General features: G+C 70.2%; 20 protein-coding genes. 12 read left to right on the top strand and 8 right to left on the bottom strand.

What is annotated here, in order from left to right; translation table 11 throughout:
• Positions 1-51: 51 nt before the first annotated feature.
• From E8A49_RS09885 to E8A49_RS09900, 4 genes are read left to right on the top strand one after another with little or no spacing between them, the layout of a single operon-like run.
• The gene (locus E8A49_RS09885; protein WP_293379894.1) at positions 52-1,173 is read left to right on the top strand and encodes an efflux RND transporter periplasmic adaptor subunit; all 1,122 of its coding nucleotides are present in this window, start codon (positions 52-54) and stop codon (positions 1,171-1,173) included.
• A complete protein-coding gene (locus E8A49_RS09890) occupies positions 1,166-4,264 on the top strand; it encodes a CusA/CzcA family heavy metal efflux RND transporter (RefSeq protein ID WP_293379897.1) in 3,099 nt (1,032 codons plus the stop codon). Before E8A49_RS09885 ends, E8A49_RS09890 begins: the two co-directional genes overlap by 8 nt.
• On the top strand, positions 4,261-5,742 hold the full coding sequence (locus E8A49_RS09895) for an efflux transporter outer membrane subunit (RefSeq protein ID WP_293379900.1): 1,482 nt from the start codon (positions 4,261-4,263) through the stop codon (positions 5,740-5,742). The genes E8A49_RS09890 and E8A49_RS09895 overlap by 4 nt, the downstream gene beginning before the upstream one ends.
• Before the next feature lie 49 nt (positions 5,743-5,791).
• Entirely contained in the window at positions 5,792-6,793 is a 1,002-nt protein-coding gene (locus tag E8A49_RS09900) for an aromatic ring-hydroxylating dioxygenase subunit alpha (protein WP_293379903.1), read from the top strand.
• Here the strand turns inward: E8A49_RS09900 and E8A49_RS09905 are convergent.
• The gene (locus E8A49_RS09905; protein WP_293379906.1) at positions 6,790-8,325 is read right to left on the bottom strand and encodes a DUF4350 domain-containing protein; all 1,536 of its coding nucleotides are present in this window, start codon (positions 8,323-8,325) and stop codon (positions 6,790-6,792) included. The genes E8A49_RS09900 and E8A49_RS09905 overlap by 4 nt on opposite strands.
• The gene (locus tag E8A49_RS09910; protein ID WP_293379909.1) at positions 8,322-8,960 is read right to left on the bottom strand and encodes a GNAT family N-acetyltransferase; all 639 of its coding nucleotides are present in this window, start codon (positions 8,958-8,960) and stop codon (positions 8,322-8,324) included. Before E8A49_RS09910 ends, E8A49_RS09905 begins: the two co-directional genes overlap by 4 nt.
• A 167-nt stretch (positions 8,961-9,127) precedes the next feature.
• On the opposite strand from E8A49_RS09910, the gene E8A49_RS09915 reads away from it, so the two are divergent.
• Positions 9,128-9,889: a sulfite exporter TauE/SafE family protein gene (locus E8A49_RS09915; RefSeq protein WP_293379912.1), complete on the top strand. Its 762-nt coding sequence runs from the start codon at positions 9,128-9,130 to the stop codon at positions 9,887-9,889.
• On the opposite strand, the gene E8A49_RS09920 is transcribed toward E8A49_RS09915, so the two are convergent.
• Both E8A49_RS09920 and E8A49_RS09925 read right to left on the bottom strand, forming a co-directional pair.
• Positions 9,886-11,265 carry a HAMP domain-containing sensor histidine kinase gene (locus E8A49_RS09920; RefSeq protein ID WP_293379915.1) on the bottom strand — a complete coding sequence of 460 codons (1,380 nt, stop codon included), beginning with the start codon at positions 11,263-11,265 and terminating at the stop codon, positions 9,886-9,888. The two genes, E8A49_RS09915 and E8A49_RS09920, sit on opposite strands and share 4 nt — an antisense overlap.
• A complete protein-coding gene (locus E8A49_RS09925) occupies positions 11,252-11,926 on the bottom strand; it encodes a response regulator transcription factor (protein WP_293379918.1) in 675 nt (224 codons plus the stop codon). The genes E8A49_RS09920 and E8A49_RS09925 overlap by 14 nt, the downstream gene beginning before the upstream one ends.
• A 224-nt stretch (positions 11,927-12,150) precedes the next feature.
• Between E8A49_RS09925 and E8A49_RS09930 the strand changes: the two genes are divergently transcribed.
• Positions 12,151-14,832 (top strand): TonB-dependent receptor, encoded by a 2,682-nt coding sequence (locus E8A49_RS09930; RefSeq protein WP_293379921.1) that lies wholly within the window; start codon positions 12,151-12,153, stop codon positions 14,830-14,832.
• 13 nt (positions 14,833-14,845) lie between these two features.
• Here E8A49_RS09930 and E8A49_RS09935 read toward each other — a convergent pair whose 3' ends face one another.
• Complete coding sequence (locus E8A49_RS09935; protein WP_293379924.1) at positions 14,846-15,949, bottom strand: alkaline phosphatase family protein; 1,104 nt, start codon at positions 15,947-15,949, stop codon at positions 14,846-14,848.
• A 225-nt stretch (positions 15,950-16,174) separates the two neighbouring features.
• Here E8A49_RS09935 and E8A49_RS09940 point away from each other — a divergent pair, with 225 nt between their 5' ends.
• Positions 16,175-17,200, top strand: coding sequence for a DUF5074 domain-containing protein (locus E8A49_RS09940; RefSeq protein ID WP_293379927.1), 1,026 nt, complete (start codon positions 16,175-16,177; stop codon positions 17,198-17,200).
• A 23-nt stretch (positions 17,201-17,223) separates the two neighbouring features.
• Here the strand turns inward: E8A49_RS09940 and E8A49_RS09945 are convergent, their stop codons facing one another.
• Positions 17,224-18,021, bottom strand: coding sequence for a hypothetical protein (locus tag E8A49_RS09945; RefSeq protein ID WP_293379930.1), 798 nt, complete (start codon positions 18,019-18,021; stop codon positions 17,224-17,226).
• An 87-nt stretch (positions 18,022-18,108) separates the two neighbouring features.
• On the opposite strand from E8A49_RS09945, the gene E8A49_RS09950 reads away from it, so the two are divergent.
• The 4 genes from E8A49_RS09950 (at position 18,109) to E8A49_RS09965 (ending at position 23,029) form a co-directional block, all read left to right on the top strand.
• A complete protein-coding gene (locus E8A49_RS09950; protein WP_293379933.1) occupies positions 18,109-18,834 on the top strand; it encodes a hypothetical protein in 726 nt (241 codons plus the stop codon).
• A gap of 99 nt (positions 18,835-18,933) precedes the next feature.
• Positions 18,934-19,479, top strand: a complete 546-nt coding sequence (locus E8A49_RS09955) for a sigma-70 family RNA polymerase sigma factor (RefSeq protein ID WP_293379936.1) — start codon at positions 18,934-18,936, stop codon at positions 19,477-19,479.
• A 97-nt stretch (positions 19,480-19,576) separates the two neighbouring features.
• Positions 19,577-20,626 (top strand): FecR family protein, encoded by a 1,050-nt coding sequence (locus E8A49_RS09960; protein ID WP_293379939.1) that lies wholly within the window; start codon positions 19,577-19,579, stop codon positions 20,624-20,626.
• Positions 20,627-20,866: 240 nt separating this feature from the next.
• Entirely contained in the window at positions 20,867-23,029 is a 2,163-nt protein-coding gene (locus E8A49_RS09965) for a TonB-dependent receptor (protein WP_293379942.1), read from the top strand.
• A 392-nt stretch (positions 23,030-23,421) separates the two neighbouring features.
• Here E8A49_RS09965 and E8A49_RS09970 read toward each other — a convergent pair whose 3' ends face one another.
• Positions 23,422-23,859 carry a MarR family transcriptional regulator gene (locus tag E8A49_RS09970; protein ID WP_293379945.1) on the bottom strand — a complete coding sequence of 146 codons (438 nt, stop codon included), beginning with the start codon at positions 23,857-23,859 and terminating at the stop codon, positions 23,422-23,424.
• Between the two features lie 425 nt (positions 23,860-24,284).
• Between E8A49_RS09970 and pal the strand changes: the two genes are divergently transcribed.
• Positions 24,285-24,872, top strand: coding sequence for a peptidoglycan-associated lipoprotein Pal (gene pal / locus E8A49_RS09975; RefSeq protein WP_293379948.1), 588 nt, complete (start codon positions 24,285-24,287; stop codon positions 24,870-24,872).
• 15 nt (positions 24,873-24,887) lie between these two features.
• On the opposite strand, the gene E8A49_RS09980 is transcribed toward pal, so the two are convergent.
• On the bottom strand, positions 24,888-25,508 hold the full coding sequence (locus E8A49_RS09980) for an ABC transporter substrate-binding protein (protein ID WP_293379951.1): 621 nt from the start codon (positions 25,506-25,508) through the stop codon (positions 24,888-24,890).
• Between the last annotated feature and the right edge of the window lies 1 nt (position 25,509).

A 25,509-nucleotide genomic window follows, 5' to 3' on the forward strand; every position in this document is an offset into this window, starting at 1 on the left:
CCTTCGCCGAGCGCGCCGGGGCGCTTCGCATGTCCGGCGAGGGAAAGCCAGATGAGCCGCCGAATCCAGATCGCCGCCCGCCTGGGGACCGCCGCGCTTTGCGCCGGCCTGATCGCCGGTTTGAGCGCCTGCCAGAAGCCCGCGGCCGCCCCGCCGGCGGCGATGTTCACTGAGGATCACGGCCTCCTGTCGGTGCCCGCCGCCTCGCCGCTGCGCTCGCACCTGACGGTCCAGCCGGTGGGCGGCGCGGCCGGCGGCCAGACCCTGGACCTGCCGGCGAGCGTCGAGGCCGATCCGGCGCGAGTGGTCAATGTGGTGACGCCGCTCACCGGCCGCGTCCTGTCGCTGAAGGTCGGCCTGGGCGACAGGGTGAAGCGCGGGCAGGTGCTGGCGGTGATCGCCTCGGGCGACTACGCCCAGGCCAACGCCGATGTCGAGAAAGCCCGCGACGCCGCCGATCTGGCCGCCAAGGCGCTCACACGGGCCCGCGGCGTGCAGGCGGCGGGCGGCGCGGCCGGCAAGGACCTGGAGGCGGCCGAGAGCGCCGATGTCCAGGCTCGGGCGGAGCTCGCGCGGGCGCAGGCGCGCTTGGCGTCGCTGAACGGCGCGGGTGGCCACGGGAAGGACCTGGTGCTGACCGCTCCGCAGAACGGCGTGGTGACCAGCCTGGCCATAGCGCCGGGCGCCCAGGTGAGCGATCCGACGGCGACCCTGATGACCGTCACCAACGTCGACCGGGTGTTCGTGACCGCCAATGTCGCCGAGAGCGACATCGGCCGTGCGCCGGTGGGCGCGGAGGCCGATATCGTCCTGACCGCCGATCCGAACCGCAAGCTGCACGGCCGGATCAGCGAGGCGAACGCGGTGATCGAGCCGGACACCCGCCGCCAGAAGGTGCGCATCGCGCTGGCCAACCCCGACGGGCGGCTGATGCCGAACATGTACGCCACTGTGCGCCTGCCGGCCCCGGCGGCGACGGGAGTCTCCGTCCCGCAGTCGGCGCTCCTGATGAACAACGATTCCATCTCGGTGCTGGTCGAGGTGCGCCCATGGGTCTTCCAGCGCCGCGCCGTGCAGATCGGCGAGGAGACCGAGACCGCCGCGCGCGTCGTGTCCGGCCTGCAGCCCGGCGAGCGGGTGGTGGTGCGCGGCGGGGTCCTGCTCGGTGATTAACCGCCTGCTGCAGTACTGCTTCGACCACCGGCGCACCTTCCTGGTGCTGGCCGTGGTCCTGGCCGCGATCGGCTACTACAGCTGGACCCAGTTGGCGATCGAGGCCTATCCGGAGCTGGCCCCGGTCACCGTGCAGGTCACCACCCAGCTGCCCGGCCTGGCGGCGGAAGACATCGAACAGCAGGTGACCACGCCGCTGGAACGCGGCCTTGGCAGCACCCCGGGTCTGGTGGCCATGCGCTCCAGCAGCACCTTCGGCCTGTCGCTGATCACCCTGATCTTCAAGGACGGCGCCGAGGACTACTGGGAGCGCCAGCGGGTCAATGAGCGCATTTCGCAGGTGACGCTGCCGCCCGGGGTGACGCCGTCGCTGGATCCCGTCTCCGGCCCGTCCGGGGAGATCTACCGCTACACCCTGGAGTCCGAGACCCAGAACCTGATGCAGCTGTCGGAGATCCAGCGATGGATCGTCATCCCGGCGCTCAACCAGGTGCAGGGCGTGGCCAACGTCGACAACTTCGGCGGCTACACCAAGGAGTTCGAGCTGGAGCTCGATCCGGCCCAGCTCACCCGCTACGGGGTGGCGGTCGGCGACATCGTGGGCGCCATCAACAGCAACACCGCCGTCGCCGGCGGCGGGCGGGTGACGCGCGGGGAGCAGTCCTACGTCGTCCGCGGCGTCGGCCGCGTCCTGACGCTGCAGGACATCGGCGGGATCATCGTCACCCAGCACAATGGGGTGCCGGTGTTCGTGCGCGACATGGGCCGGATGAAGATCGGCCATCAGGTGCGCGAGGGTATCCTGGGCAAGGACAACAACCCCGATTCCATCGAGGGCATCGTCGACCTGCTGAAGTATGAGAACCCGTCCCAGGTGCTGCAGCGCATCCACGCCCGGGTCGCCAGCCTGAACCAGCAACTCGCCGCCCAGGGCGTGAAGATCGTCCCCTACATCGACCGCGACAACCTGGTCCATGCGACCGTGGAGAACGTGGCGCGCACCATCCTCGAGGGGGTTGTGCTGGTCTGCGTGATCCTGGTCCTCTTCCTGGGCAGCGCGCGGGTGGCGCTGATCGTGGCGGCGACCATCCCCATAGCGCTCGCCACCGTGTTCATCCTGATGAACCTGCTGCACATGCCGGCGAACCTGTTCTCGCTGGGGGCCATCGACTTCGGGGTGATCGTCGACGGGGCCATCGTGGTCACCGAGGCCCTGCTGCGCCTGCGCGAACGGCTGCCCAGCGACCGGATGCCGGAAGACCTGGCCGTGAGCACGGCGACCCAGGTGGCCCGGCCGATCTTCTTCGCCACCCTGATCATCATCACCGCCTATTTCCCGCTGCTGGCGTTCCAGAACGCCGAGGGCAAGCTGTTCCGGCCCATGGCCTACACGGTGGGGTTCGCCCTGTTCGGGGCGCTGCTCTACGCCATCGCGCTCGCCCCCGGCCTGACCTACCTGGCGCTTCGGAAGCCGATCGTGGTCCGGCCGGTCCGCTTCATCGAGCAACTGCGGACGGGCTACCGCTCAGCCCTGGCGCGGCTGCTCTCCCACCTGCCGGTGGCCTATGCGGCGGGGGCCTTGACCCTGGCGGCGGTGCTGGTGTTGGGCGCGACCGTGGGCCGGGAATTCCTGCCGGACCTCGACGAAGGCAGCCTGTGGCTGCAGGTCGACATGCCGACGGGCCTGTCGCTCGATAAGGCGAGCGAGATGGCGAGCGAACTTCGCCGCGTGGTGCGGTCCTTTCCGGAGGTCTCCTACATCGTCACCCAGACCGGGCGGAACGACACGGGCACCGACATCTGGACGCCGTCGCACATCGAATCCGGCGTCGGCCTCACGCCCTACAGCAGTTGGCCGGACCATGAGTCCAAGGCGGCCTTCGTCCAGAAGCTCAGCGACCGGCTGGCCAAGATCCCCGGCATGGAGGTCGGCATCAGCCAGCCGATGGTCGACGGGGTGAACGACATGGTGGGCGGCGCCCACAGCCCGCTGGTCCTGCGGGTCTATGGCGACGACTTCAAGGAGATGCGCCGGGTCGGCAACGAGATCGTCGACGTCCTGCGCCAGACGCCGGGCACCGGCGAGGCTTCCCTCTTCCAGGGCCCGCCCGTGCCGCAGATCGTCATCGAGGCCGACCGCGAGGCCGCGGCGCGCTACGGCATCAACGTCGCCGACATCATGAGCCTCGTGCAGAACGCGGTGGGCGGGGCGCCGATCACCCAAATCTACAACGCCGACCAGACCCACAACATCACCATCCACCTGCCGAGCGATGTGGTCTCGAGCCCGCAGAAGCTGTCCGCCCTGGTCCTGACCTCCTCCAGCGGGGCGCAGGTGCCGCTGGGCTTGGTCGCCCATGTCCGGTTGCAGACCGGCGAGAACACGATCGCCCACCAGGAGGGCAAGCGTCAGATCACCATCCGCATCGACAACCGCGGCCGGGCCCTGTCGCAATATCTGGCCGACGCCCAGAAGCGCATCGACGCCCAGGTGAAGTTCGACCACGCCCACTACCACCTGGAATGGGCCGGCCAGTTCGAGAACCAGCAGCGGGCGCAGGCGCGGCTGTCGGTGGTGATGGGGCTGGTGATCCTGGTGATGGCCGTCCTGCTGTTCTTCCAGTTCGGCACCGTGCGCCACGCGGTGCTGATCCTCGGCGTGGTGCCGCTGGCGGCGCTGGGCGGCCTCGTGGCCCTGCATCTGCGGAGCGGGACGCTGAACATCGCGACCGCGGTGGGTTTCATCGCCCTCTTCGGCGTGGCGGTGCAGAACGGGATCATCATGGTCTCCAACATCCGCCGGGTGCGCGCGCGCCACACGACCCTCGCCGAGGCGGTGGTGGCCGGCGCAGCGGAGCGGTTCCGGCCGGTGCTGCTGACGGCCACGGTCGCCTCGGTCGGCATGGCGCCGGCGGCGCTGGCCACGGGGGTCGGCACCGACGTCCAGCGGGGCCTGGCCACCGTGGTCGTGGGCGGCCTGGCCATCGCCACCCTTTTGACCCTCTTCATCCTGCCGGCGTTCTACTTCGCCATGGAGACCTTCTTCGAGGCGCGGACCGAGGTCGAAGCGGAAGAGGAGCACGAGCATTGAGCCCGCAACCGCTCCGCCTCGGCGTCCTCTTCGCGGCCAGCGCCGCCCTCCTGAGCGCCTGCGCCGTCGGGCCGAACTACAAGCGCCCCCCGCTCTCCGGATCGGAGGGCTACGGCCCGGCCGCTGCGCCGCCGACCGCCGCCGAACAGCATCCCGAGCTGGTCTCCGGCCAGGACATTCCCGCGGAATGGTGGGGCGTCTTCCACTCGCAGGACCTGGACGCCCTGGTCGCCGAGGCCCTGCGCAAGAACCCCACGATCGAGGCCGCCAGGGCGACGCTGAGGTCGGCGCGCGAGCAGGTGCGGGCGCAGCGCGGCGCCTATTTCCCCAGCGTCTCGGCCAGCCTCCAGCCCAGCCGCCAGCGGGTCGCGCCGGTCCTGGCCAGCCCCCTGCAATCGAACGAGGACCTCTACAACCTGACCACCACCCAGGTGAGCGTCGCCTATACGCCCGACCTGTTCGGCGCCAACCGGCGGGCGGTGGAGTCGCTGGCGGCGCAGGCCGACCAGCAGCGCTTCGAGTTGCAGGCCGCGCGCCTGACCCTGGCGTCCAATGTCGTCCAGGCCGCCGTGCAGGACGCGGCGCTGCGCGAGCAGGTCACGGCGGCTGAGGCGATCGTCGCCGATCAGCGGGAGATCCTGACCTCGCTGCGGCGTCAGCACGAACTGGGCCAGACCTCCGACGCCGACGTGGCCGCCCAGGAAGCGCTGCTGGCCCAGACGGAGGCGACCCTGCCGCCGCTGCAGAAGGCGTTCGGCGTCAACCGCGACCTGCTGGCCGCCCTTGTCGGGCGCACGCCGGGTGAGGCGCTGGACGCCCGCTTCGACCTCAGGGCCTTGACCCTGCCGGAGCGGCTGCCGCTCAGCCTGCCCGCCCAGCTGGTGCGGCGGCGGCCGGACGTGCGCATCGCCGAGGCCGAGCTGCACGCCGCCAGCGCCCAGGTCGGCGTCGCGACCGCGGCGCGCTGGCCCAGCATCGAGCTCGACGCCGCCGGCGGCAGCGCCGCGCTCGGCCTGACGCCCACCTTCAACAGCGTGTCGAACTTCTGGAGCCTGGCCGCGACCCTGACTCAGCCGATCTTCCAGGGGCGCGCGCTCTTGCACCGGCAGCGGGCGGCGGAGGCGGCCTATGAGGCCGCCGCGGCGCAGTACCGCGCGACCGTGGTCGGCGCCTTCCAGAACACCGCCGACGTGCTGCACGCGCTCTCCACCGACGCCGACGCCTTCACCGCCGCCGAGACCTCGGAGACGGCGTCCCGCCGCAGCCTGGAGATCGCCCGGCGGCAGCTGGCGCTGGGCGACATCAGCCGGTTGGCGGTGCTGAACGCCGAGCAGGTCGAGGCCCAGGCGCGGCTCGCCCGCCTGCAGGCCGAGGCCGCCCGCTACGCCGATGTGGCGGCCCTGTACCAGGCGCTGGGCGGCGGCTGGTGGAACGCGCCGGCGGACGGCCCGGCCAAGCCCGCGGGAACGGCCCGGTGATCAAACCCGCGCCGCGCGATAGGCTGCCGGGGACCAACGGAGACGAGACATGCCGACGCCACCGATGACGGCCGACGTGGACCTCTACCGCGACCCGGCCGTGTTCGAGGCCGAGCGCGCGGCGATCTTCGCCAGGAGCTGGCAGTTCCTGGGCCTTGAGGCGGATCTGGTGCGGCCGGGCGACTACCTGGCCGAGGTCCTGGCAGGCTATCCGGTGATGGTGGTGCGCGATGAGGCGCGCGGGCTAAAGGGCTACCACAACGTCTGCCGCCACCGAGCTGGGCCGCTGGTGGGCGAGGCCAAGGGCCGCTGCGACGGCGAGTTCGTCTGCCGCTTCCATGCCTGGCGCTACGGCTTCGACGGGCGGCTGAGAGAGGCCACGGGTTTCGGCCCCGTCGACGGCTTCGATCCGGACGGCTTCGGGCTGTTCCCGATCCGGGTGGAGACCTGGCGCGGCTTCGTCTTCGTCAATCTCGACCCGGACGCGGGCGCCCTGGCCGAGGCGCTGGCGCCCCTCGACGCGCGGCTGGGCGACCAGCCGCGGCGCACGGCGCGAGTGCGCGACAGCCATCCGGTGGCCTGCAACTGGAAGGTCTATGTGGAGAACTACCTCGACGGCTATCACGACGAGGGCATCCATCCGGCCCTGGCCGCGGAGGCCGGCGCCCAGCGCCACGAGGTGCATGTGGAGGGCGAGGTGGCCCTCTTCGAGGCCTCGAACCCGCAGGGCGCCGCCGACACCCTGTGGGCCTGGCTGTGGCCCAACATCGGCCTGTCGGTCTATCGCGGCGTACTGTTGCTCGAGCACATGCGGCCGCAAGGGCCGGACCGCACCGTCATTGACCACCTGTTCCTCCACGAGCCGGAAGACCCGAGCGTGGACGCCGCCATCCTGAACGCCGAGCGGATCTTCGAGGAGGACGCCTGGATCAACGAGCGGGTGCAGCAGAACCTCGACGCCGGCGTCTTCCAGCACGGCGTGCTCTCGCCCACGCACGAGGGCGCCTTGTTCTGGTTCCACGGGCGGGTGGCGCAGGCGTTGCGCGCCTAGCGGGCCGCCGCCAGGAACCGCTCCAGCACATTGCGGGTGATCCGCTCGACGAAGGGATCGGCGGCGGCGAGGCCGTGGGCCCATTCGGTGGTCCCGGCGTTGAACACCTCGCCCCGGCCTCGGCGGAAGCTCGCCATCACCGCATGGCCGCGCAGGACGCGAGCCTGGGTTTCCGGGCTGTCATCGCCGAAAGCGATCTTCGCCACCACGTCGAGCTGCTCGGGCGGGATCAGCGGCCGGTAGGGGCTGGGCGATTCCGCGAAGGCGGCGGGCGCCATGGCGACGATCTCCAGGTCTTGCGGCACGCCGAGCGTCGGCACGGGCGTTGGCAGGCCGTCGGAACCGAAGGCGACGGGGCAGCCGTCGTTCTCGTAGCCGAGCAAGGGAACCTGGTCGCCGAACACGTCGCCCCAGTAGAGGTCGGCGCCCTCGAGCGCCCAGTGGTCCGGCCGATAGACCGTGTAGCCGCCGGCCCCGCGCGCGGCGCACAGGCCCAGCCGGTGGTAGCCGCCGAAGATGAAGCTGAGGCCGGTGACCTCGGCTTCCGGACGGGCGAACATCGGATGCGACCACAGGTGCGTGGCTTCGCCGGGAGGGACTTTCTCGGCGGTCTCGCCCTTCCACTTGTGGCAGATCAGGGTCTTGCCCTCATCCTCCCAGCGCACCTTCCAGAAGGCGGTGTTACCGGAGAAGATCGCCAGCCGCCCGCCGGCGTCGACCCAGGCCTCGACCTGGTGGCGCTGCGGCCCCGACCAGTACTCGCTGTGCCCCACCAGCAGGACCACGTCATAGGGTTTGAGCGCCTGCGGGTCGGCGTCGAGGTCGTAGTCGGTGAGGTAGTCGAACTCGTAGCCCTGAGCCTCCGCCCAGCGGACGAAGACGTGCTCCCACTTGTTGAGGTAGCCGGCCGAGCCGTCGTAAGGCGACTGGCCATGGGCGCGCGACCAGGCCGGATCGGCGCCGGCCCAGGGCCTCTGCTCGAAGCCGCGCTTCTCCAGGTTGACCAGCCGCGGCATGTCCGGCGGTGCGGCCAGCAAGAGGGGTGGAAACGGACGCTGGGCGGACAGCACCCCGATCGCGCCCTCCATGGCCTCGGCCAGGTTGGCGCGGCGCGACATCAGGGCCTCGACGTCGCAATAGGCGCTGGCGCCGCCCCAGTAGTTGTAGGCGTGCAGGGTGTTGGTGGTCAGGACCAGCACCATGCGCCGGCGCCGGGCGGGCGCGGCCTTCACGCAGATGAAGTGGTGGGCGCTGTCGCCGGCTGCGTCGGTCAGCACCAGGTCGTAGTAGCCGCTCCGCCAATCCGCCCCGACCTCGATCTCGGCGGCGGCGGGCCAGCCGCAGCCGTTGCGGTCCGCGTCGTCCGGCGTCGGATGCGCGCCGATCTCCAGGCCCTCGCGCAGCAGCACCGTCTCGCGCGCCGCGCCGACCCGGGCGAGTTCCAGGCGGCAGGGGCCATGGTCGGCCGAGGCGTGCAGGCTGAAGCGCTCGCCGGGCGCCAGCGAGGTCCGGTCGGCGTAGCAGGCGATCATGCCGCCGGCGCCGGATCGCGCCACATGCCCCAGCAGGTTGGGCCATCCGACCCTGGCCGATACTCCGCGATGATCCGGAATCCGTGGCGTTGGTAGAGCGGCACGTTGCGCGGCGTGGCGGTCTCGAGGAAGCCGGCGCGGCGGATGGAGTCGAGGCGGTCGGTTTCGGCCTTCAGGAGCCGCGAACCCACGCCGTGTCCCTGGGCCTCCGGCGTCACGCCGAGGAACCACAGGTACTCGTGCGGATGGATCATCGGGTGCGCCGCGTCCATCGCCGAGCGCAGGGCGAGCAGGCGGGGGAAGCGGCCGAGGCCGCTGGCGTTCAGCAGCATGGGCAGGCCGCGGAGCTCGCGGTGCAGCGGCTGCGGACCCAGGTTCTCGGACGGGATCCAGACCGCCGCCGCCCCGCCGCCGGCCGGACGCTGCAGCCGCCCGTCCGGGAAGGCCACCTCCTTCAGGAGCACCTTGAAGAACCGCTCGCGCGCGGCGTGCCGTTTGGCGTCGGCGCGCATGAACCAGCTTAGCAGCGGGTCGTCGACGAAGGCGGCGGAGAGATCGCGGGCGGTGGAGTCGATCTGGTCGCGGGTCGCCGTCACCGGCGCCTCGGACTCTCGTCTCAGGGTTTCGAAATCCATGTGCCTCGTCCCGCGCCCCGGCGTCCTGCCGCGCCGGGGAGGCTGGCCGCTTTTGCGGCGAGCGGCAAGGGCGTCGGCCGGGAAGGCGAAAGGCCTGTGCGCGGCGTCTCCGGCGCCTTAAACGGGCTGCGCCGCGGCCCTTTCCGCGCGCCCGCCAGGTCCGCCGCATGCCCCTCGACTCCGGCTTCGCCCTGCACACCGCCGTGCTCGCCGCGGCGGCGTTCTGGGCCGGTGTGCAGAACCAGCTGGCCGGCGGCGGCTCGTTCCTGACCCTGCCGGCCCTGATGCTGAGCGGCATGGACGCGCGCGCGGCCAACATCACCTCCACCGTGGCGTTGTTCCCGGGCCAGGTCACCGGCGGCTGGGTGGGGCGCAAGTCGGCGAGCGGGACCGAGGGCCTGTCCCTGCGGACCCTGGTGATCCTCAGCCTGGCGGGCGGGGCCTGTGGTGCGGCCCTGCTGCTGCTGACCCCCAGCGACTTCTTCGCCCACCTGGTGCCCTGGCTGGTGCTGTTCGCGACGACGGCTTTCGCCTGGGGCAGCTTCGGCCGCAAGCCGTCGGCGGAGGGCCCGAAGATCAGCCCGGTCGCAGCTGGCGTCATCCAGTTCTGCATCGCCATCTACGGCGGCTACTTCGGCGGCGGCATCGGCTTCCTGATGCTGGCGGCCCTGGCGCTGAGCGGCATGGCCATGCGTTCGGCGGGCGCGACGAAGAACGTGCTGGCGGGCGTCATGAACATGACCGCCGTGCTGGTCTTCCTGTTCTCCGGCCAGGTGCACTGGTTCGCCGCCGCGGTCGCCTGCGTGGCCGCGATCCTCGGCAGCCTGATCGGGGCGCGTCTGCTGCACCGGGTCAACGAGCGCGCCTTGCGGATCCTCGTCGTCATCATCGGGATCGCGCTTACCGTGGGCCTGTTCCTGAAAGCCTAGTCCGCCGCCGCGCCGCTGAAATCGGCGACGATCCGCAGGCCAGGTTGCGCATCCTCCGCTGTCAGCCGACCGCCGAAAGCGTTGACCGCGGCCAGCGCCAGCGCCAGGCCCAGGCCGCTGCCGGGCGTCGAGCGGCTGGCGTCGCCCCGGAAGAAGCGCTGGAAGATCTTGCCGCGCAGCGCCGCGGGCACGCCCGGGCCATCGTCGCTGACCGTTACGCGGCGGCCCTCTGCCTCGACGCGGACCTCCGCGCGCGCGCCGGGCGGCGTGTGGGTGAGCGCGTTCTCGATCAGGTTGGCCAGGGCCTCGCCCAGGACGCGCGGCTCCGCCTCGATGGTGGCCGCGCCGCCGCCGGGAAAGAAATGCAGGGACCGGCCCGCCGCCTCGGCGCCGGGCGCATAGGCCTCCACCACCTTGGCGGCGAGGGTGTCGAGGTTCACCGGCTGCAGGGCCAGCCCTGGCGCGCCGGCTTCCAGCTCGGCGATGTGCAGCAGGGCCTGGAAGGTTTCCAGCACCTCATCCACCCGGGCGGAGGCGCCCACCAGGGCCCGGCGGTAATGGGCCGCCGTACGGGCGCCGGCCAGCGCCTGGGCGATCTCCTGGTTGTGGTGCGCCAGCGGGCGGCGCAGGTCGTGGGCGATGGCGGAGGAGACCTGGCGCAGGCCCTCCACCAGCCGGTTCTCGCGGTCCATCATGCTGTTGAGCGCCGTCCCCAGCTCGTCGAGCTCCGCGCCGCCCTGGCCGGCGGCGGCAATCCGCGCGGCCCGATCGCCGGCGGAATAGCGCTCGATGGACTGCACCATCCCGTCGACGCGCCGGAGGACGCTGCGGCCCGCCCACATCCCGCCCGCCATGCCCAGCGCCGCGACGACGGCGGCGAGACCGGCGGCGGCCAGCAGGGTCGCGTCGTCCTGTTGCGCCCGCAGCCGCAGATATTCGCCCACGATCAGACGCTGGCCACCCGGCTCGGGCCGGCTGTAGGCCATCACCTCGCCCAGCGACCGGTTTGGCGGCGCGGGATCTTGCGCCCTGTAGGTGATCCAGAACTTCGGCGCGGCGGGAAGCGGCCCGGGCGGCGGCGCAAGGTCGCCTGCCAGCAGGTGGCCCTGCGCGTCCTCCAGCCGGAAGGCCCGCGCGGGGTCGTGGCGATGCGATCGGCTGCGGGCGATGAGGCCGGCGACGCCGTCCTGGACCAGCCGATCGGTGATGTCGTCCTCGAACTCCTCGATCTCGGCATGGGCGGCCCGGTGCTCGGCGCGCCGAACGGCCGTCAACGCCAATAGCCCCGCCGCGGCGAAGGCGGCGACGAACAGCAGCGTCTGCAGCAGGGCGAGGCGGAAGCTCGCCGAGGCCAGGAGGCGTCTAAGGGATTGCAATCGAGTAGCCGACGCCGCGGAGGGTTCGGATGGGATCGGCGGCGCCCAGGCGGACCAGCTTGGCGCGCAGCCGGCTCATGTGCGGCTCGATGATCGGGCCGGGCGCGCTGGCGGGCAGGTCGAAGACGCCCTCCAGCAGCATAGCCTTGGTCACCGGCCGGCCGGCGTTGAGCATCAGCATCTCCAGCATGGCGAACTCGCTGGCGGTGAGGTCGGCGGGGGCGCCATCGACGGCGACGCGCCGGGCCAGGCGGTCGAGGACGATGCCGTCCTTGCGCAGCACCGCGTGGGCCGCGGCGGTGGGCGGGCGGCGCCCAATCGCCTCCAGCCGCGCCTCCAGCTCGTCGAGTTCGAAGGGTTTGACCAGATAGTCGTCGGCGCCGGCGCGCAGGCCCTCCACCCGGTCGGCCAGGCCCCCCATGGCGGTGAGCAGGAGCGCCGGGGTGTCCACGCTGGAGGTGCGCAAGGCCTTCAGGATCTCCATGCCATCCAAGCTCGGCAGCATGCGGTCGATGACCAGAACGTCGTAGCCGCGCTCGCAGGCGCGCAGCAGGCCGGCCCGGCCGTCCGCCTCCGCCTCGACCGCGTGGCCGCGCGCCGCCAGCCCGCCGCGGACGAATTCGAGCGTTTGCAGATCATCCTCGATAATGAGTATATTCAAGAAATATCCCTGAAGGATTTACGTCGGAGATTTCACACCTCCGGTCGAAAGCTGATTTATCAGAGTGATCCCGAGGCGAGAAGCCTCAAAGCCTTGCAATTTCGCAAGCGTTCAAACAATTCCATCCGACAAATACCATCAAAGCGTAGCGCGCTCATGTCACGGCTCCCCCTGCCGCGTCGCGATGTCGGGCGCCGGCCTGTCTGAATTCTGGGGGGCTCCGAATGACTTCGCTTCGCTTTTCCGTGGGCCTGATCACCTCCGTAAGCGCGCTGGCGCTCGCCCAGGCGGCCATGGCTGACGCGGCGGCCCCGTCTTCGGCGCCGGTCGACGAAGTGGTGGTCACCGCGCCGCGCCAGGAGGACAAGGCCCGCGCACGGCAGGAGGAAGCGCCGAACATCATCGACGTGCAGTCGGCCGAGACCATCGCCAAATACCCCGACTTCAACGCCGCCGAGGCCCTGGGCCGCATCCCCGGCGTGTCGCTGTCCAGCGATACCGGCGAGGGCCGCTTCGTGAACATCCGCGGCATCGACGCCAACCTGAACGGGGCGACTTATGGCGGGGTGGTGCTCCTGAACACCAACGCCGGCGGCACCGCGGCGGGCGGCGGCGGCCGGGCGGTGGAGTTCGACACCATCCCCACCGGCGCTATCGACGGCATCGTAGTCACCAAGACCCGCCTGCCGGACCAGGAGGGCGAGGGCCTCGGCGGCAGCGTCGAGCTCACCCCGCGCTCAGCCGCCCACATCACCGAGCCGTTCGCGGAAGGCACGCTGGGCTGGGGCTACGAGCCGCTGCACGGCCACACCGGCCCGTTCGACGGAGAGCTGGCGTTCGGCGCCCGCTTCGGCCTGGGCGACCATGGCCTGATCGTGGAAGGCGTCGGCGAAAAGGCGCCGGCGCGGGTGGGTTGGCTATCCAATCCCACCCCGTTCTCCTTTGTGCTGAACGTCTCGCGCCGCGACGACCGACGCGCCGTCGACGACCTGGAGGAGAGCTACATCGACGACACCAGCGTCCCGGCCAAGGCCGACGCCGGCATCCAGGGCAAGGCGTTCAGCGGCGTCGACTTCCGCCGCTACGACTACCATCGGCGGCGGTTCGGCTACGGCGGCGAGTTCGACTTCGAGCCGAACGACGACCACACCTACTACGTCCGCGCCAGCATCGCCGGCTATACCGAAGCGGTGCACAAGAACTTCTACCTGCTGCGCAACCTGGATGGCGCCGAGCAGGCGGACGGCAGCGTGCCGACGGCGCCCGGCGGCTCGGCTTTCCTGGCCACCGCCACGCCGGAGGAGACGCTGACCGACGAGCAGGAGACCCACCGCAACCAGGTCTATGTGGTGGGCGGACGCGACCGCTGGGACGACAACCAAGTCGACTACCACGCCGCCTACAGCCGGGCGACCTTCGCGGTGGGCTACAACATCGGCGCCAAGTTTGTCGCGCCGACCACATCGGTGGCCTACAACAACGCCGGCGACGGGAACTTCCCGACCTTCAGCTACCCGTCCGGCTTCAACCCCAATACGGCCAGCGCCTACAACCTCAGTTCGATCACCAACTCCGACGAGCACGACGTCGACGAGGAGTATTCCTACGCGGCGAACCTGCTGCTCGCCACGCACTGGATCAACGACTCCGACCGCCTGAAGATGGGCGTGGAGGTCCGCCTGCGGGACAAGACCGTCAATCCCTACATCTGGGACGGGATCGTCGACCCGACCCTCAACCTGGCCGACGCCTCGGGGCCGGCGAACACCTACTACAACGGCCTCTACCCGAACGGGCCGTTCATCAACCGCTATGCGATCCGCGGCATCCTCGACGGCCAGGCCAGCACGATCTCCAACGACCTCGACACCACCGGCTTCTTCACCGCCGACGAGGACATCTACGCCGGCTACCTCCAGTACTCGACCGACATCGGCAAATGGAACTTCCTGGCCGGCGCGCGGGTGGAGGCCACCCAGGCGAAGTACACCACCTATCAGAACGTCACCGACGCGGCGGGCGACAACAGCGCCGAGCTGTTCACACGGCGGGACAACTACACCAACGTCTTCCCGACGGTGCAGGCCAAGTACACCATCGCCCCGAACCTGATTGCGCGCGCCATCTTCTCCACAGGCATCTCGCGGCCGGGCTTCGAGCAGGTGGCCGCCGCCGCCTCGGTCGACTTCTCCAACAGCCCGGTGATCATCAACCGCGGCAACCCCAACCTGAAGCCGATCACCGGCGACAGCTTCGACCTGTCCATCGAGTACTACCTGCCGAACGGCGGGATCATCGAGGCCGGGCTCTTCGACAAGGAGTTCTCCAACTACATCGTGCCGCGCGTGCAGCATGGGGTGAACAACGATCCGCTGGCGCCCGGACAGCTGGCCGACGTCACCACCTTCCTGAACATCTCCTCGGCCTACGCCCGCGGCGCCGAGTTCGCCTACCACCAGAAATTCGACTTCCTGCCGGGGCCGTTCGACGGCCTGGGGGTCGAGGCGAACCTGACCCTGGTGGATTCCCGCATCCTGGAATACGACGCGGCCACCAGCATCACCGGGACCAACCAGTACGGCCTCTTGCCCGGCACCTCGAAGGTGACCTGGAACCTGGCGGGCTTCTATGAGGCCCACGGCATCCAGCTTCGCCTGTCGTCGGAATATGTCAGCCACAGCCTGTTCGGCCTGGGCGGGGACAAGGCGCTGGACACGATCCAGGACGACCGCCTGACGCTGGACTTCACCTCCAGCTATCAGATCACCCACAACTGGAGCGTCTACTTCAACGCCAAGAACCTCCTGAACACGCCGCTGCGTTACTACGAGGGCAGCCCGGACCGGCCGATCCAGCGGGAGTTCTACGACGTGACCTACGAAGCGGGCGTCAAGGCCCGCTTCTAAGGCCGGGGCGCCGTCAGCGCAGGGCGAACAGCGGCCGCATCGGCTGCACGCCCGCGCTGGTGTCGTTGGCATGAGCGAGGTGCTCGCTCAGGCCGAAGGCGTCCTCGATGGTGCGCAGCAGGGAGTAGTGGCTGTAGGGCGTTTCGTCGGCCACCGCACCCTTGCCGTGGTTGGTGATCACGATCGTCGGGATGTGGCCGCCGCCGAAGTTGGACGGCGCGTCCGGAGTCACGCCGCAGCAGCCCAGCCGACTCTTGCCGGAGCCCTCGTCGAAGGTCAGGACGATGGCGACGTTCTGGCGGCTGGCCCACATCGGCGAGGCCTCGATGCGGCCGACCAGCTGGCCGACAAAGGCGTCGCCGCGGCGGATCAGGGCCGCCTTGGCGTCGCCGTCGCAGTCGGCCGGGACGCCGTCGCCGTGCAGGCCGTGCATGTCGTTGCACTGGTTGGGCACGATCAGGGCGAAGCTGGGGACCTGACTAGCCGCCAGGTCGCGGTCAAGCTGGCCGAAGTCGACGATGCGCTCGCGCCGGCGCGGATCGTCCTGCACGTCGGCGAAGTTCATGAAGCCCGAGTGCTTGGAGGCGTAGAGCGCGGTCTTGCGCGTGCCGTTGTCGTAGCGTGGATCGCTGGCGGTGACCGCGAGCGAGCCCGGCTCCGGCAGGCTCTCGTAGTAGCCCTTCCAGGTCAGGCCGGCGGCGGCGAGCTGGTCACCGAGGTGTTTAGCGCGCACCGTGTGGTCGGCGTAGCCTGGGGCCTTTGCGCCATCGCACATGGTCCGCGTCGAGCCCGCCTGGCAGTAGAATGCGTCGTCGTCGTGCAGGCCGAAGGTGTCGCCGCCCAGGAGGGCGACATAGTTGGCCTCGCTCGGGTGCACCTCGGCGTAGAACCGGGTGGCGTTGCCGTTGTCGGCGGCCAGCCGGGCGATGTTCGGCGCGGCCGCGGGGTCCAGAATCTGTTCGTAGTCCTTGTTCTCATCGACGATCACCAGGATGTGGTCGTAGCGCGGCACGCCCTCGAGCGCCGGCCCCGAGGCGGCCGCTCCCAGTCCGGACAGGCTCGCGCAGCCGGTCAATGCGCTCGCCGCGGCGGCCGCCGCCAACAACCGGAATTGCATGTTCGTCTCCTGGAATCGAGGGGGCCGGGCAAGGCGTCGCCAAGTATCTTAGGCGCCCGCTTTCTACAAATAGATGACGCTGGGCGTATCTTGCGAAATTGCAAGGTATATTTCCCGGTATTTAGATTTGCAGATTTGACGGCTTCGATCATCGATCCTAATGCTGAACACGGCCCGGCTTCACCATGAGGGCGTCAACACAATCAATTCGCCGCGGAGGGCAGTATGTCGAAGGGACTTTGGGCCGGGAGCCTTGCGGCGATCCTGATGGCGGGCGCGGCGGCTCCGGCCTTGGCGGCGCCGGCCTATACGCTGAAGACCAGCGTGCCGCTCGGCGCGCCGGACCGCTGGGACTATGTGGTGTTCAGCGCCGACACCGGCCGCGTCTACGCCGCGCACGGCGACCGGGTGGCGGTGGTCGACGCCCGCACCGGCGAGCTCGTCGGCCAGGTGATGGGCATCCCCGGCGGGACGCACGGCACGGGCATCTCGGCCAAGACCGGGCAGGGCTTCACCGACGACGGCCAGGCCGGCCAGGCGGTGGCCTTCGATCTCAAGACCCTGAAGGTCACCAAGCAGATCGCCGCCGACAAGGACGCCGACGCGATCACCTCCGACAAGGCCACCGGCCACATCTTCATCATCGAGGGCGATCCGGGGACGATCACCGTCATCGATCCGAAGACCGACCAGGTCGCCGCCACCATCAAGGCCGGCGAGAAGATGGAATACGGCGCGAGCGACGATGCGGGCACGATCTATGTGGCCGGCAACGAGAAGCGCGACCTCCTGAAGATCGACGCCAAGACCAATACGGTGACCGCCCGCTGGCCCACGCCCGACTGCACCAGCCCGCACGGCCTGGCCCTCGACCGCGCCGGCCACCGCCTGTTCATGGGCTGCATCAACAGCCAGCTGATGGTGGTCAATTCCGACACCGGCGCGGTGGTCGCCAAGCTGCCGATCGGGCGCGGCAGCGACGCCATCGCCTGGGATCCCAAGCGCAAACGGGTGTTCAGCTCCAACGGGCTGGACGGGACGATCACCGTCTACCAGCAGACCTCGCCCAACGACTATAAGGCGCTGGAACCGGTCACGACCTCACCCAGCGGCCGGACGATGGATGTCGACCCGGCGACCGGACGGCTATTCGTGCTGGCCGCCGACACCGATCCGCCCGCCCAGCCGGGTCAGCGTCCCCGCATCAAGCCGGGCACGCTGAAGCTGATGATCTTCGAGCCCGCGCCCTGATCCCGGCGCCCTGATCCATGGCGTCAGGACGTGTGACCGCCGACCTCGGCCGGGCGGCGCAGCTTGGGCGAGGCCAGCACCAGCACAATCATGGCCGCGGCGATCACCGCTGTGGCCGTGATGCGCCCGAACTCGAAACCGCCCTGGGCGTGCGGCTTGGTCAGGGTGTCGCCGAGCGTCGCGCCCAGCGGGCGGGTGAGCACATAGGCGGCCCAGAACAGCACCGCCTGCGGCAACCAGCGCAGGCGATGCAGCACGGCGACCACCACGATCAGGCCGGCGAACAGCAGGGCGCCTTTCTCGAACCCCAGGTTCAGGCCGGTGTCGTCGGCGGTGAAGTCGCCCAGCGCCGTGCCGAGGGTGTTGGAGACCAGGATGGTCAGCCAGTAGAACACCTCATCGCGCCGCGAGGTGATCCGGTCATAGGCGATCCGGCCGGCGATCAGGCGCCAGACGACCAGCACCGCGATCACCAGCGCCAGCAGCATGGCCGAGGACTTCACGTAGCCGAGATGCAGGGTGCGATCGATGTAGTCGGAGGTGGTGGTGCCGACCGTGGTCGTGGCGACCACCACCAGCCAGTAGATCAGCGGGTGATAACGCCGCGCGGCGATCTGGGCGGTGACCGTCACCACGAAGAAGCCCAGGAAGATCAGGGTCGCGACGGCATAACCGGCCTTCAGCGTCATGGAGACCGCGTCGCCGCCGGTCTCGCCCACGGTGGTGGCGCAGATCTTCACCAGCCAGAACATCAGGGTGGCCTGGGGCGCCTTGCTCAGGGCGTCGTGCAGCGCGCTTCGGTCTTGCGGTGCTGGTGGCAAAGGTCGGCTCCCGGGTCGCAATGGAGGGCCACCTTCGCCGCCGCGCCGGCGAGTTCAAGTTGTGTTTTCGCAAGGTGCTGCGCGGGCTTGGCGGCCGCGGCCGCGATGCTGTCGCCGGCCTCGGCGCTGGCTGGGCCGCCCTACCTGACCGACGATCCGCAGCCCACCGACCCCGGCCATTGGGAGATCTACAACTTCGTCATGGGCGTCAGCGGCCATGACGGCCTGGACGGCGAGGCGGGGCTCGACATCAACTATGGCGGCGCCAAGGACCTGCAGCTCACCGCCGTCCTGCCGCTCACCTTCGACAATCCGAACGGATTTTCCAGCAAGGGCCTTGAGGCCGGGGCGGGGGTGATCGAGCTCGCCGCCAAGTACAAGGTCCTCCACCAGTCCGACGACAGCTGGACCCCGGACGTGAGCCTCTTCCCCCGGGTGTTCATCCCCACCAACCGCCTGTTCGGCGGCGATCACCTCAATCTGCTCCTGCCGGTGTGGGCGGAAAAGGACTTCGGACCGTGGCAGGTGTTCGGCGGCGGCGGCTATCAGATCAACCCCGGCGCCGGGCAGCGGAGCTTCTGGCAGGGTGGCGTCGCGCTGAACCGCACGATGAGCGAGCGGCTGTCGCTGGGCGCGGAGCTGTTCGCCCAGGGGGACGACAGCACTGACGGCGGCGGCTTCACCACGCTGGACTTCGGCGTCACCTGGAAGCTGGTGGAGCACTGGTCGCTGCTGGCCGCCGCCGGGCCGACCTGGGAGACTTCCGGCGGCCACGGGGCGGTCTTCTACCTGTCCCTGAAGGCCGACTACTAGGATCGCAGGCGCGCGCCGCGACAAGGTAGGCTATTCCCCGCTGCGCCGGCCTGCCGCAGACTTGGCGCGCAAGCCGTGAGAGCTTTTGGGGGGAATACCTTGGCCTCGTCGGGGCCTTTCGAGCAGCGCGCGGGCGCCCATCCGCTTCTGGCGGCCTTCCTGGAAAAGCGGGAGAACCTGGTGCTGTTCCTGGCGGCCCGGGCGCGATCGATGGCGGCTGCGGAGGACCTGGTGCAGGACCTCTATCTGAAGGTGGCGGCGATGGACCCTGAGGCGGAGGTCCGCGCGCCGGTCGCCTTGCTCTACCGCATGGCCGCCAACCTCCTGGTGGACGAGGTTCGCAGCCTGCAGCGCGCCTCGCGACGCAACGCCCAGTGGCGCAGCGAGACGCAAAAGACGCTCGGCGGCCTCGACATCGTCAGCGAGCCGGCCGCCGACGAGGCCCTGATCGCCGCCGAGCGCGCGCGCCAGCTCGCCGAGGCGGTGGCGACCCTGCCGCCGCAGATGCGCCGCGCCTTCCAGCTGCACAAGCTGGAGGGCCTGACCCAGGCCAGGACCGCCGAGGTCATGGGCGTCTCCCAGAAGATGATCGAGCAGCACATCGCGGGCGCCATGCGCCGGCTCGCTGAGCGGCTGCGCCGATGAGCGGGGCGCATATCATCGGCCAACCTAGGGATGCGGGCGCGCGGCGCCGTCTCTCATCATGTTCCACGCGTCCGGGGTGGAGCGGGCAGGCGAGCCAATGACCGATAGTCCGTCGCGAGAGGATCGAGCCGAGGCTGAGGCGCAAGCCTGGGTCGCGCGGCTGTCCCACGACGGGGCGGGCGGCGGCGACGGCCTGGCTTTCGACGCCTGGCTGGACGCCGCGCCCGGCAACCGCGCCGCCTATGGCGCGGCGCTGGCGCTCTGGCACGAGTTCGGCGCCCGCGCCAACGACATCCTCACCGAGCTTGACGGCCTCCCCGACGGCGAAAGCGCCGACCTCGACGTCCCGCCCGCGCCGGCCTGGTCGACGCCCTCCGCCGCGCCGCGCCGCGCGGCGCGGCGTTCTGGCGCGAGACTGCCCATGCGGCGTTGGCTGCCCGTGGCGGCGGGCGCGGCCCTGGCCGCCGGCCTGGCGCTGGCCGTGCTGCCGCCGGCCGCCGACCTCGCGGTCGCCAAGACCTATACGACGGCCAAGGGCCAGCATCAGCGGATCGCCCTGGGCGACGGCTCGGTGATCGACCTCGACGCCGAGTCCCGCCTGAGCGTCTCGCTTTCGGGCGCGCAGCGGCGCGTGACGCTCGCCGAGGGCCAGGCGATCTTCGACGTGGTCCACGACGCCAAACGGCCCTTCGTCGTGCGGGCGGCCGGACGCGACGTGCGGGATATCGGCACCCAGTTCGACGTCAAGGCCCGCGACGGCCAGCTCACCGTCACGGTCGCCCGTGGGCGGGTGGCGATCAGCGCCGACGCCGGCGGCCCCGGCCGGCCGGTCGAACTCGGGCCCGGTCAACGCTTTGAAGCCGACCCCGCGGGCCCCGCGCGGCTCACCGCCGTCGACCCGCAGGAAACCTTCAGCTGGCGGGCCGGGCGGCTGGTCTACCGCGCCCAGCCGCTCTCCGAGGTGGTGGCGGACCTGAACCGCCAATTCATCGAACAGACCGAGATCGCCGACCCGACCCTGGCCAAGCTGCCGATCACCGGGGTCATCGTCCTCGACAATCCGCACGCGGTCATGTCGCGACTGAGCTTGATGCTACCGATCAGGACGGTACCTTCCGGAAAGGGACTGATGCTCCTGCGGAAGTAGGGGTCGGATTCGGGGGCGGAACTGTCTAATCGTGGGGGGAGGGCGTTTATCGCCGGCATCGCTGTTGGCGTCGCCGCGTCCGGCCTCTGCGGCCTGGCGCAAGCCTCGCCGCGCGTCACCTTCCACATCGAGCCCAAGCGCTATTCCGAGGCCCTGCTCGACCTGGCCCAGCAGGCCAACGTCACCCTGATCGGCGCGGGCGCCTGCGAGGGCGCCTCGACGGCGCGCCTTGCAGGGGCGATGACGGTGGAACAGGCGCTGGATCAGCTCCTGGTCCAGGCGCCCTGCGGCTGGAAGATGATCGCGCCGGGCGCGGTGGCGATCTCCGCCGTCGCCCGGACGCCAGCCCCCAGCGCCGCGCCCGCGCCGCCCGCGTCCGTCTCCGAGCTCCTGGTCACCGCCACCAAACGCGTCCGCGACCCGCGCCAGCTGGCGGTCTCGGTGACGGCGGTCAGCGGGACAGACCTGCAGGCCACCGGCGCCGCCGACGCCTCAGACGGCGCCGCCCAGCTCGAAATCCTGTCCACCAACCTCGGGGCGGGGCGCGACAAATTGCTGCTGCGCGGCCTCTCGGACGGCTCCTTCACCGGCCGCGCGCGCTCGACGGTGGCCACCTATCTCGACGACATCCCGCTGAACTACAACGCCCCCGATCCGGACCTGCGGCTGGTGGACGTGGACCGGGTGGAGATCGCCCGCGGGCCGCAAAGCACCCTTTTCGGGGCGGGGTTCATCAGCGGCCTCTACCGCATCGTCTCGCGCAAGCCCGACCTGGAGAGCTTCGCCGACGAGGTGCGCGGCACCTGGGCGTCCACCGAGCATGGTGCGCCCAGCGGCGCCGTCGAGGGCTATCTCAGCATCCCCGTCTGGCATGACGTGGCCGGGGTGCGCCTGTCGGGCTACGACGAGGTGGACGGCGGCTACTTGAACGACGTCATGCTGAACCGGGACAACGCCAACCGGACGGAGCGTTTCGGCGGGCGGTCGATCTTCCTGCTGCAGCCGCAGGACGACTGGAGCGTCGAACTGACCGTCGCCGGTCAGCACCTGCGCGCCGACGACACCCAGTACACTTCGCCGGGCCTTGGGCTCACCCGCGACAACCGGATCCTGGAGCCGCACAACAACGACATCGGCCTGGTGACGATCAGCGCCAAGAAGTCCTGGGGCTGGGGCGATCTGACCTCGTCCACCGGCGTCGTGCGCCACGACTACGCCAGCCTCTACGACGCGACCGCGGTGCAGGACCTCTACACTTCCGTCGCCCAGACCTCGGCCTATTCAGAGAAGACGCGCACGACCATGGTGGTGCAGGACATCTTCCTGACCTCGCGCGGCGCCAGCCGGTTCCAGTGGCTGGCCGGCCTCTACGGCTCCACCACCGCCGAGCACTCGCCGAGCGCGCTCCTGGCGCAGTTCTCCTTCTTCCCGCAAGGCGTGCCGGTCTATGGCGACGACCGCCGCGATCAGGTGGACGAGGTCGCGATCTATGGCGAGGCCTCGCTGGAGATTGCGCCGGAATGGACGCTTGCGGTCGGCGGGCGCGCCTTTTCCATCCAGACGCGGACGACCTCGGATGTGGTCTCCGAACGGTTCGAACCGCGCAGCCTCGACCGCCACATCAACTTCGATGGCTTCGCGCCCAAGGTGTCGCTGCAGCGGCAGTTCTCCGCTGGCGACATGATCTATGCGGTGATGTCGCAGGGCGCGCGGACCGGCGGCGTCAATTCCGGCGGCGCGGTGCCGCTGCCGGCGTCGCAGGCGAACTATCGGTCGGACCAGCTGACCAACTACGAGGTCGGCGCGAAGTTCGCGCTGCTGGACGATCGGCTGACCCTCAATTCGGCCCTGTTCTACGACCTCTGGAAGGACATCCAGACCGACCAGTTCCGGCCCTCGGGCATCCCGTTCACCACCAACGCCGGCGACGCCGAGATCCTGGGCCTGGAGACGGCGCTCGCCTGGCGGATCGGCGGCGGGTTCGCCGCCCAGCTCAACGCTCGCTTCGCCAGCACCCGGATCACCAACGCCCAGCCCGGCTTCATCTCCGGCATCGTCAACGGCCTGCCCGACGCGCCGGCCAGCTCCGGCGGCGGGGTCTTGAACTATGACCGGATCCTGAGCGGCGAGTGGCGGATGCGGCTGACGGGCGAGGCCACCTATGTCGGCCGCTCGCGGGTCAACTTCGACAACACCTTCCCCGATGTGGGCGGCTATGTGCGCACCAAGCTCGTCGCCGAGGTGCGCCGCAACGCCATCGGCCTGCAGGTCTTCGTGACTAACCCGACCAACGCCTTCGGGGACACCTTCGCCTTCGGCAACCCGTTCAACCCGAACCTGATCCAGCAGGTGACGCCGCAACGGCCGCGGACGCTGGGCGTCACCCTGTTCGCCGCCTACTGATTTTTGGGGGTCCTGCTCATTTTTCGGGGCGAGGACCTAGGGATGCGGCGCGGCGGCGCCGTCTCCACCGCGACCTTCACGCCAACCTGAGGCGTGCGGGCACGGGCAACGCAGTATGTTCAGAGCCCAAGCCGTACTGCGCCGGCCGTGCGCGGCCCTGACGTAGGAGAGCGTTCAGGGCCGCGCCGTTCGGCGCCGGCGGCCTGTGTGCGGTATCCGACTCAGACAATTTGGCGAGTCTTCAAGGCGGTGCTAGGGTGTAGCTTCCGGCTGCGTCATTGGCGTGACCGGGCCTTCGCCGGTCTCCAGTCCCGGCGCGAGACTTAGCCCCGGTCAGAGCCGTCACACCTCGGCCGGGGCGTTCTCTCCCCACCCACTTCAGCCGCCCTCTTTCAGAGCGTCTCTGGGCCCGACTCGCCGTCGGACTCCATCGGCCGCAGCCGGCGCAGCGAGGCGGTGAGCGCCGGCTTGCGCTTCAGCATCTCCTCCAGGTGCAGAGTCGCCAGCCGCTCGAGCAACGCCTGGCCCCCCGGCGTCAGGGCCAGTTCCACACTGCGGCGGTCCACCGTCGAGGGCGAGCGCTGCGCCAGGTCCGCCTTGGCCAGGCGGTCGACCAGTTGCACCGCGGCGTGGTGGGTGAGCAGCAGCTCCTCCGCCAGATCCTTGATGCTCATCGATCCGCCCGGCCAGGCGGAGATCGCCAGCATGGCCTGATACTGCTGCTGGGTGACGCCGGCCGCCTTGCTGATCGCCTCGCTGGCCGCCAGGAAGCGCCGAAGCGCGTGGCGAAAGCCCGCGAGCGCCTGGAATCGGTCCGGATCGAGCGCCATCGCCTCACTCTACGGGGTCCGCGCGAAGCGGTCAGCCACCGTTCGCGGCGGCCGGAAGGCCAAAGGGAAGCGGCGGAACCAGGATCAGGCCTGTCGGTCGGGCCTGAGGCAACCCCTGATCCCGCCGCCCCGCAGGTGTGGAGGGTCCGCTGGACGCCCGGCTGGCGACAGGCGCGGCGCCAGCTTTCGGGCGACGCGACCGCCAGGGCCAAGCCATCAGACCCGGCGACCGATCATCGATCCCGCGAACCCTCCCTGCCGGTCCGATCTCCCAATCCGTGCCGGCACTTGTATCGTGGCATGATATTTTTGCCTCGACAAGCGGGTCTGCCTGACTTTCACGAAAAGGCGTTTTTATATATCACATAATGATATAGAGAAGGACATCTGGCTTCAGCGTGGAGCCGGCAGATCTGGAGACTTACATGGCGCCTCGCGGCCCGGCGTTCACCCGTTCGTTCAAACCGGCCTCGGCCCCCGTGCTGGCGCCCTTGCTCGCCGCCGTCCTGGCGGCCTGCGCCTCGCATCCTAAGCCCGCGCCGACGGTGGCCGCCGCCGCGCCGCCGCCACCCGCGCCAGTTGCGCGGCCCCGGCCGGCCGCGCCACCGCCTGCGCCGGTCACAAGTAACCCGCTACCGGGGTCGGAGCGGGACTTCGTCGTCAATGTCGGCGACCGGGTCTATTTCGACCTCAACGGATTCGCCGTGCGCGCCGACGCCCAGCCGCTGCTCGCCGCCCAGGCCGCGTGGCTCGCCCGCTATCCGGCGGTGCAGGTGCGTATCGAGGGCAATTGCGACGAGCGCGGCACCGAGGAATACAACCTCGCCCTGGGCGCGCGGCGCGCCAATGCGGTGAAGGCCTTCCTGACCGCCCACGGCGTCTCGCCGGCGCGGATCGCCACGGTCTCCTACGGCAAGGAGCATCCGATCGATCCGGGCACGGGCGACGAAGCCTGGCAGCACAACCGCAACGGGCACACCGCCATCGTCAGCGGCGCGCGGCTGGGCGGCTGACGCCCAAAACGGCGGTCAGCGGGGTTGCAGCAACTGGTCGGCGCGGGCGTTCAGCTTCTTCACCAGGGCTGGGGCCCCGCCGGCGCTGAGCGTCGAGGCATACTCCGAGCGCTGGCCCAAGAGCGAGCTGACGGCGGTGTTGTAGTAGACGTCGATCACCTTCCAGGCGCCGCCGCTCTCGCGCATGCGATAGGCCAGGTTCGTCGGGTCACCGCCGCCTGAGAGCAGGGTGTGGACCAGCTTGTCGGGGCCTCGGGTGTCGACCTTGCCCACCGAGAACTTCTCGCCGCCGTAGCCGTCGAAATTGCGGGCGTAGGTGGCGACGGTCATGCGGCTGAAGGCCTTGATCAGCTCGGCCTGCTGGTCGGCGGGGACGCTCGCCCAGGTCGTGCCCACGGCGAAGCGGGTCATGGCCGGCAGGTCGAAGGCGCGCTCGACGGCGGGCTGCAGGGCGTCGAAGCGGCCGCGCGGGCCGAGCGCCTTGGCCCGCTTCATGACGTCCAGCAGGGCATCGTCGAACTTCTCGATCTGGGCGGCGGCGGGGTCGGCGGCCTGGGCGTGGACGGCCGGCGGGGCCGCCGCGAAGGCGACGGCCAGGGCGAGGGCGGAGCTGAGGGCGTAGCGCATGGGGTTCATG

Origin of the sequence: Phenylobacterium sp., assembly GCF_004799515.1 — a bacterium.
In the GTDB taxonomy this organism is placed as follows: domain Bacteria; phylum Pseudomonadota; class Alphaproteobacteria; order Caulobacterales; family Caulobacteraceae; genus Phenylobacterium.

Excerpts from the sequence above, each read along its gene's own strand:
- E8A49_RS09915 (WP_293379912.1), top strand. The coding sequence starts at position 9,128 with ATGCCCCTCGACTCCGGCTTCGCCCTGCACACCGCCGTGCTCGCCGCG.
- E8A49_RS09960 (WP_293379939.1), top strand. The coding sequence starts at position 19,577 with ATGACCGATAGTCCGTCGCGAGAGGATCGAGCCGAGGCTGAGGCGCAA.
- E8A49_RS09885 (WP_293379894.1), top strand. The coding sequence starts at position 52 with ATGAGCCGCCGAATCCAGATCGCCGCCCGCCTGGGGACCGCCGCGCTT.
- E8A49_RS09965 (WP_293379942.1), top strand. The coding sequence starts at position 20,867 with ATGACGGTGGAACAGGCGCTGGATCAGCTCCTGGTCCAGGCGCCCTGC.
- E8A49_RS09940 (WP_293379927.1), top strand. The coding sequence starts at position 16,175 with ATGTCGAAGGGACTTTGGGCCGGGAGCCTTGCGGCGATCCTGATGGCG.
- E8A49_RS09970 (WP_293379945.1), bottom strand. The coding sequence starts at position 23,859 with ATGGCGCTCGATCCGGACCGATTCCAGGCGCTCGCGGGCTTTCGCCAC.
- E8A49_RS09935 (WP_293379924.1), bottom strand. The coding sequence starts at position 15,949 with ATGCAATTCCGGTTGTTGGCGGCGGCCGCCGCGGCGAGCGCATTGACC.
- E8A49_RS09980 (WP_293379951.1), bottom strand. The coding sequence starts at position 25,508 with ATGAACCCCATGCGCTACGCCCTCAGCTCCGCCCTCGCCCTGGCCGTC.
- E8A49_RS09910 (WP_293379909.1), bottom strand. The coding sequence starts at position 8,960 with ATGGATTTCGAAACCCTGAGACGAGAGTCCGAGGCGCCGGTGACGGCG.
- E8A49_RS09905 (WP_293379906.1), bottom strand. The coding sequence starts at position 8,325 with ATGATCGCCTGCTACGCCGACCGGACCTCGCTGGCGCCCGGCGAGCGC.
- pal (WP_293379948.1), top strand. The coding sequence starts at position 24,285 with ATGGCGCCTCGCGGCCCGGCGTTCACCCGTTCGTTCAAACCGGCCTCG.
- E8A49_RS09900 (WP_293379903.1), top strand. The coding sequence starts at position 5,792 with ATGCCGACGCCACCGATGACGGCCGACGTGGACCTCTACCGCGACCCG.
- E8A49_RS09930 (WP_293379921.1), top strand. The coding sequence starts at position 12,151 with ATGACTTCGCTTCGCTTTTCCGTGGGCCTGATCACCTCCGTAAGCGCG.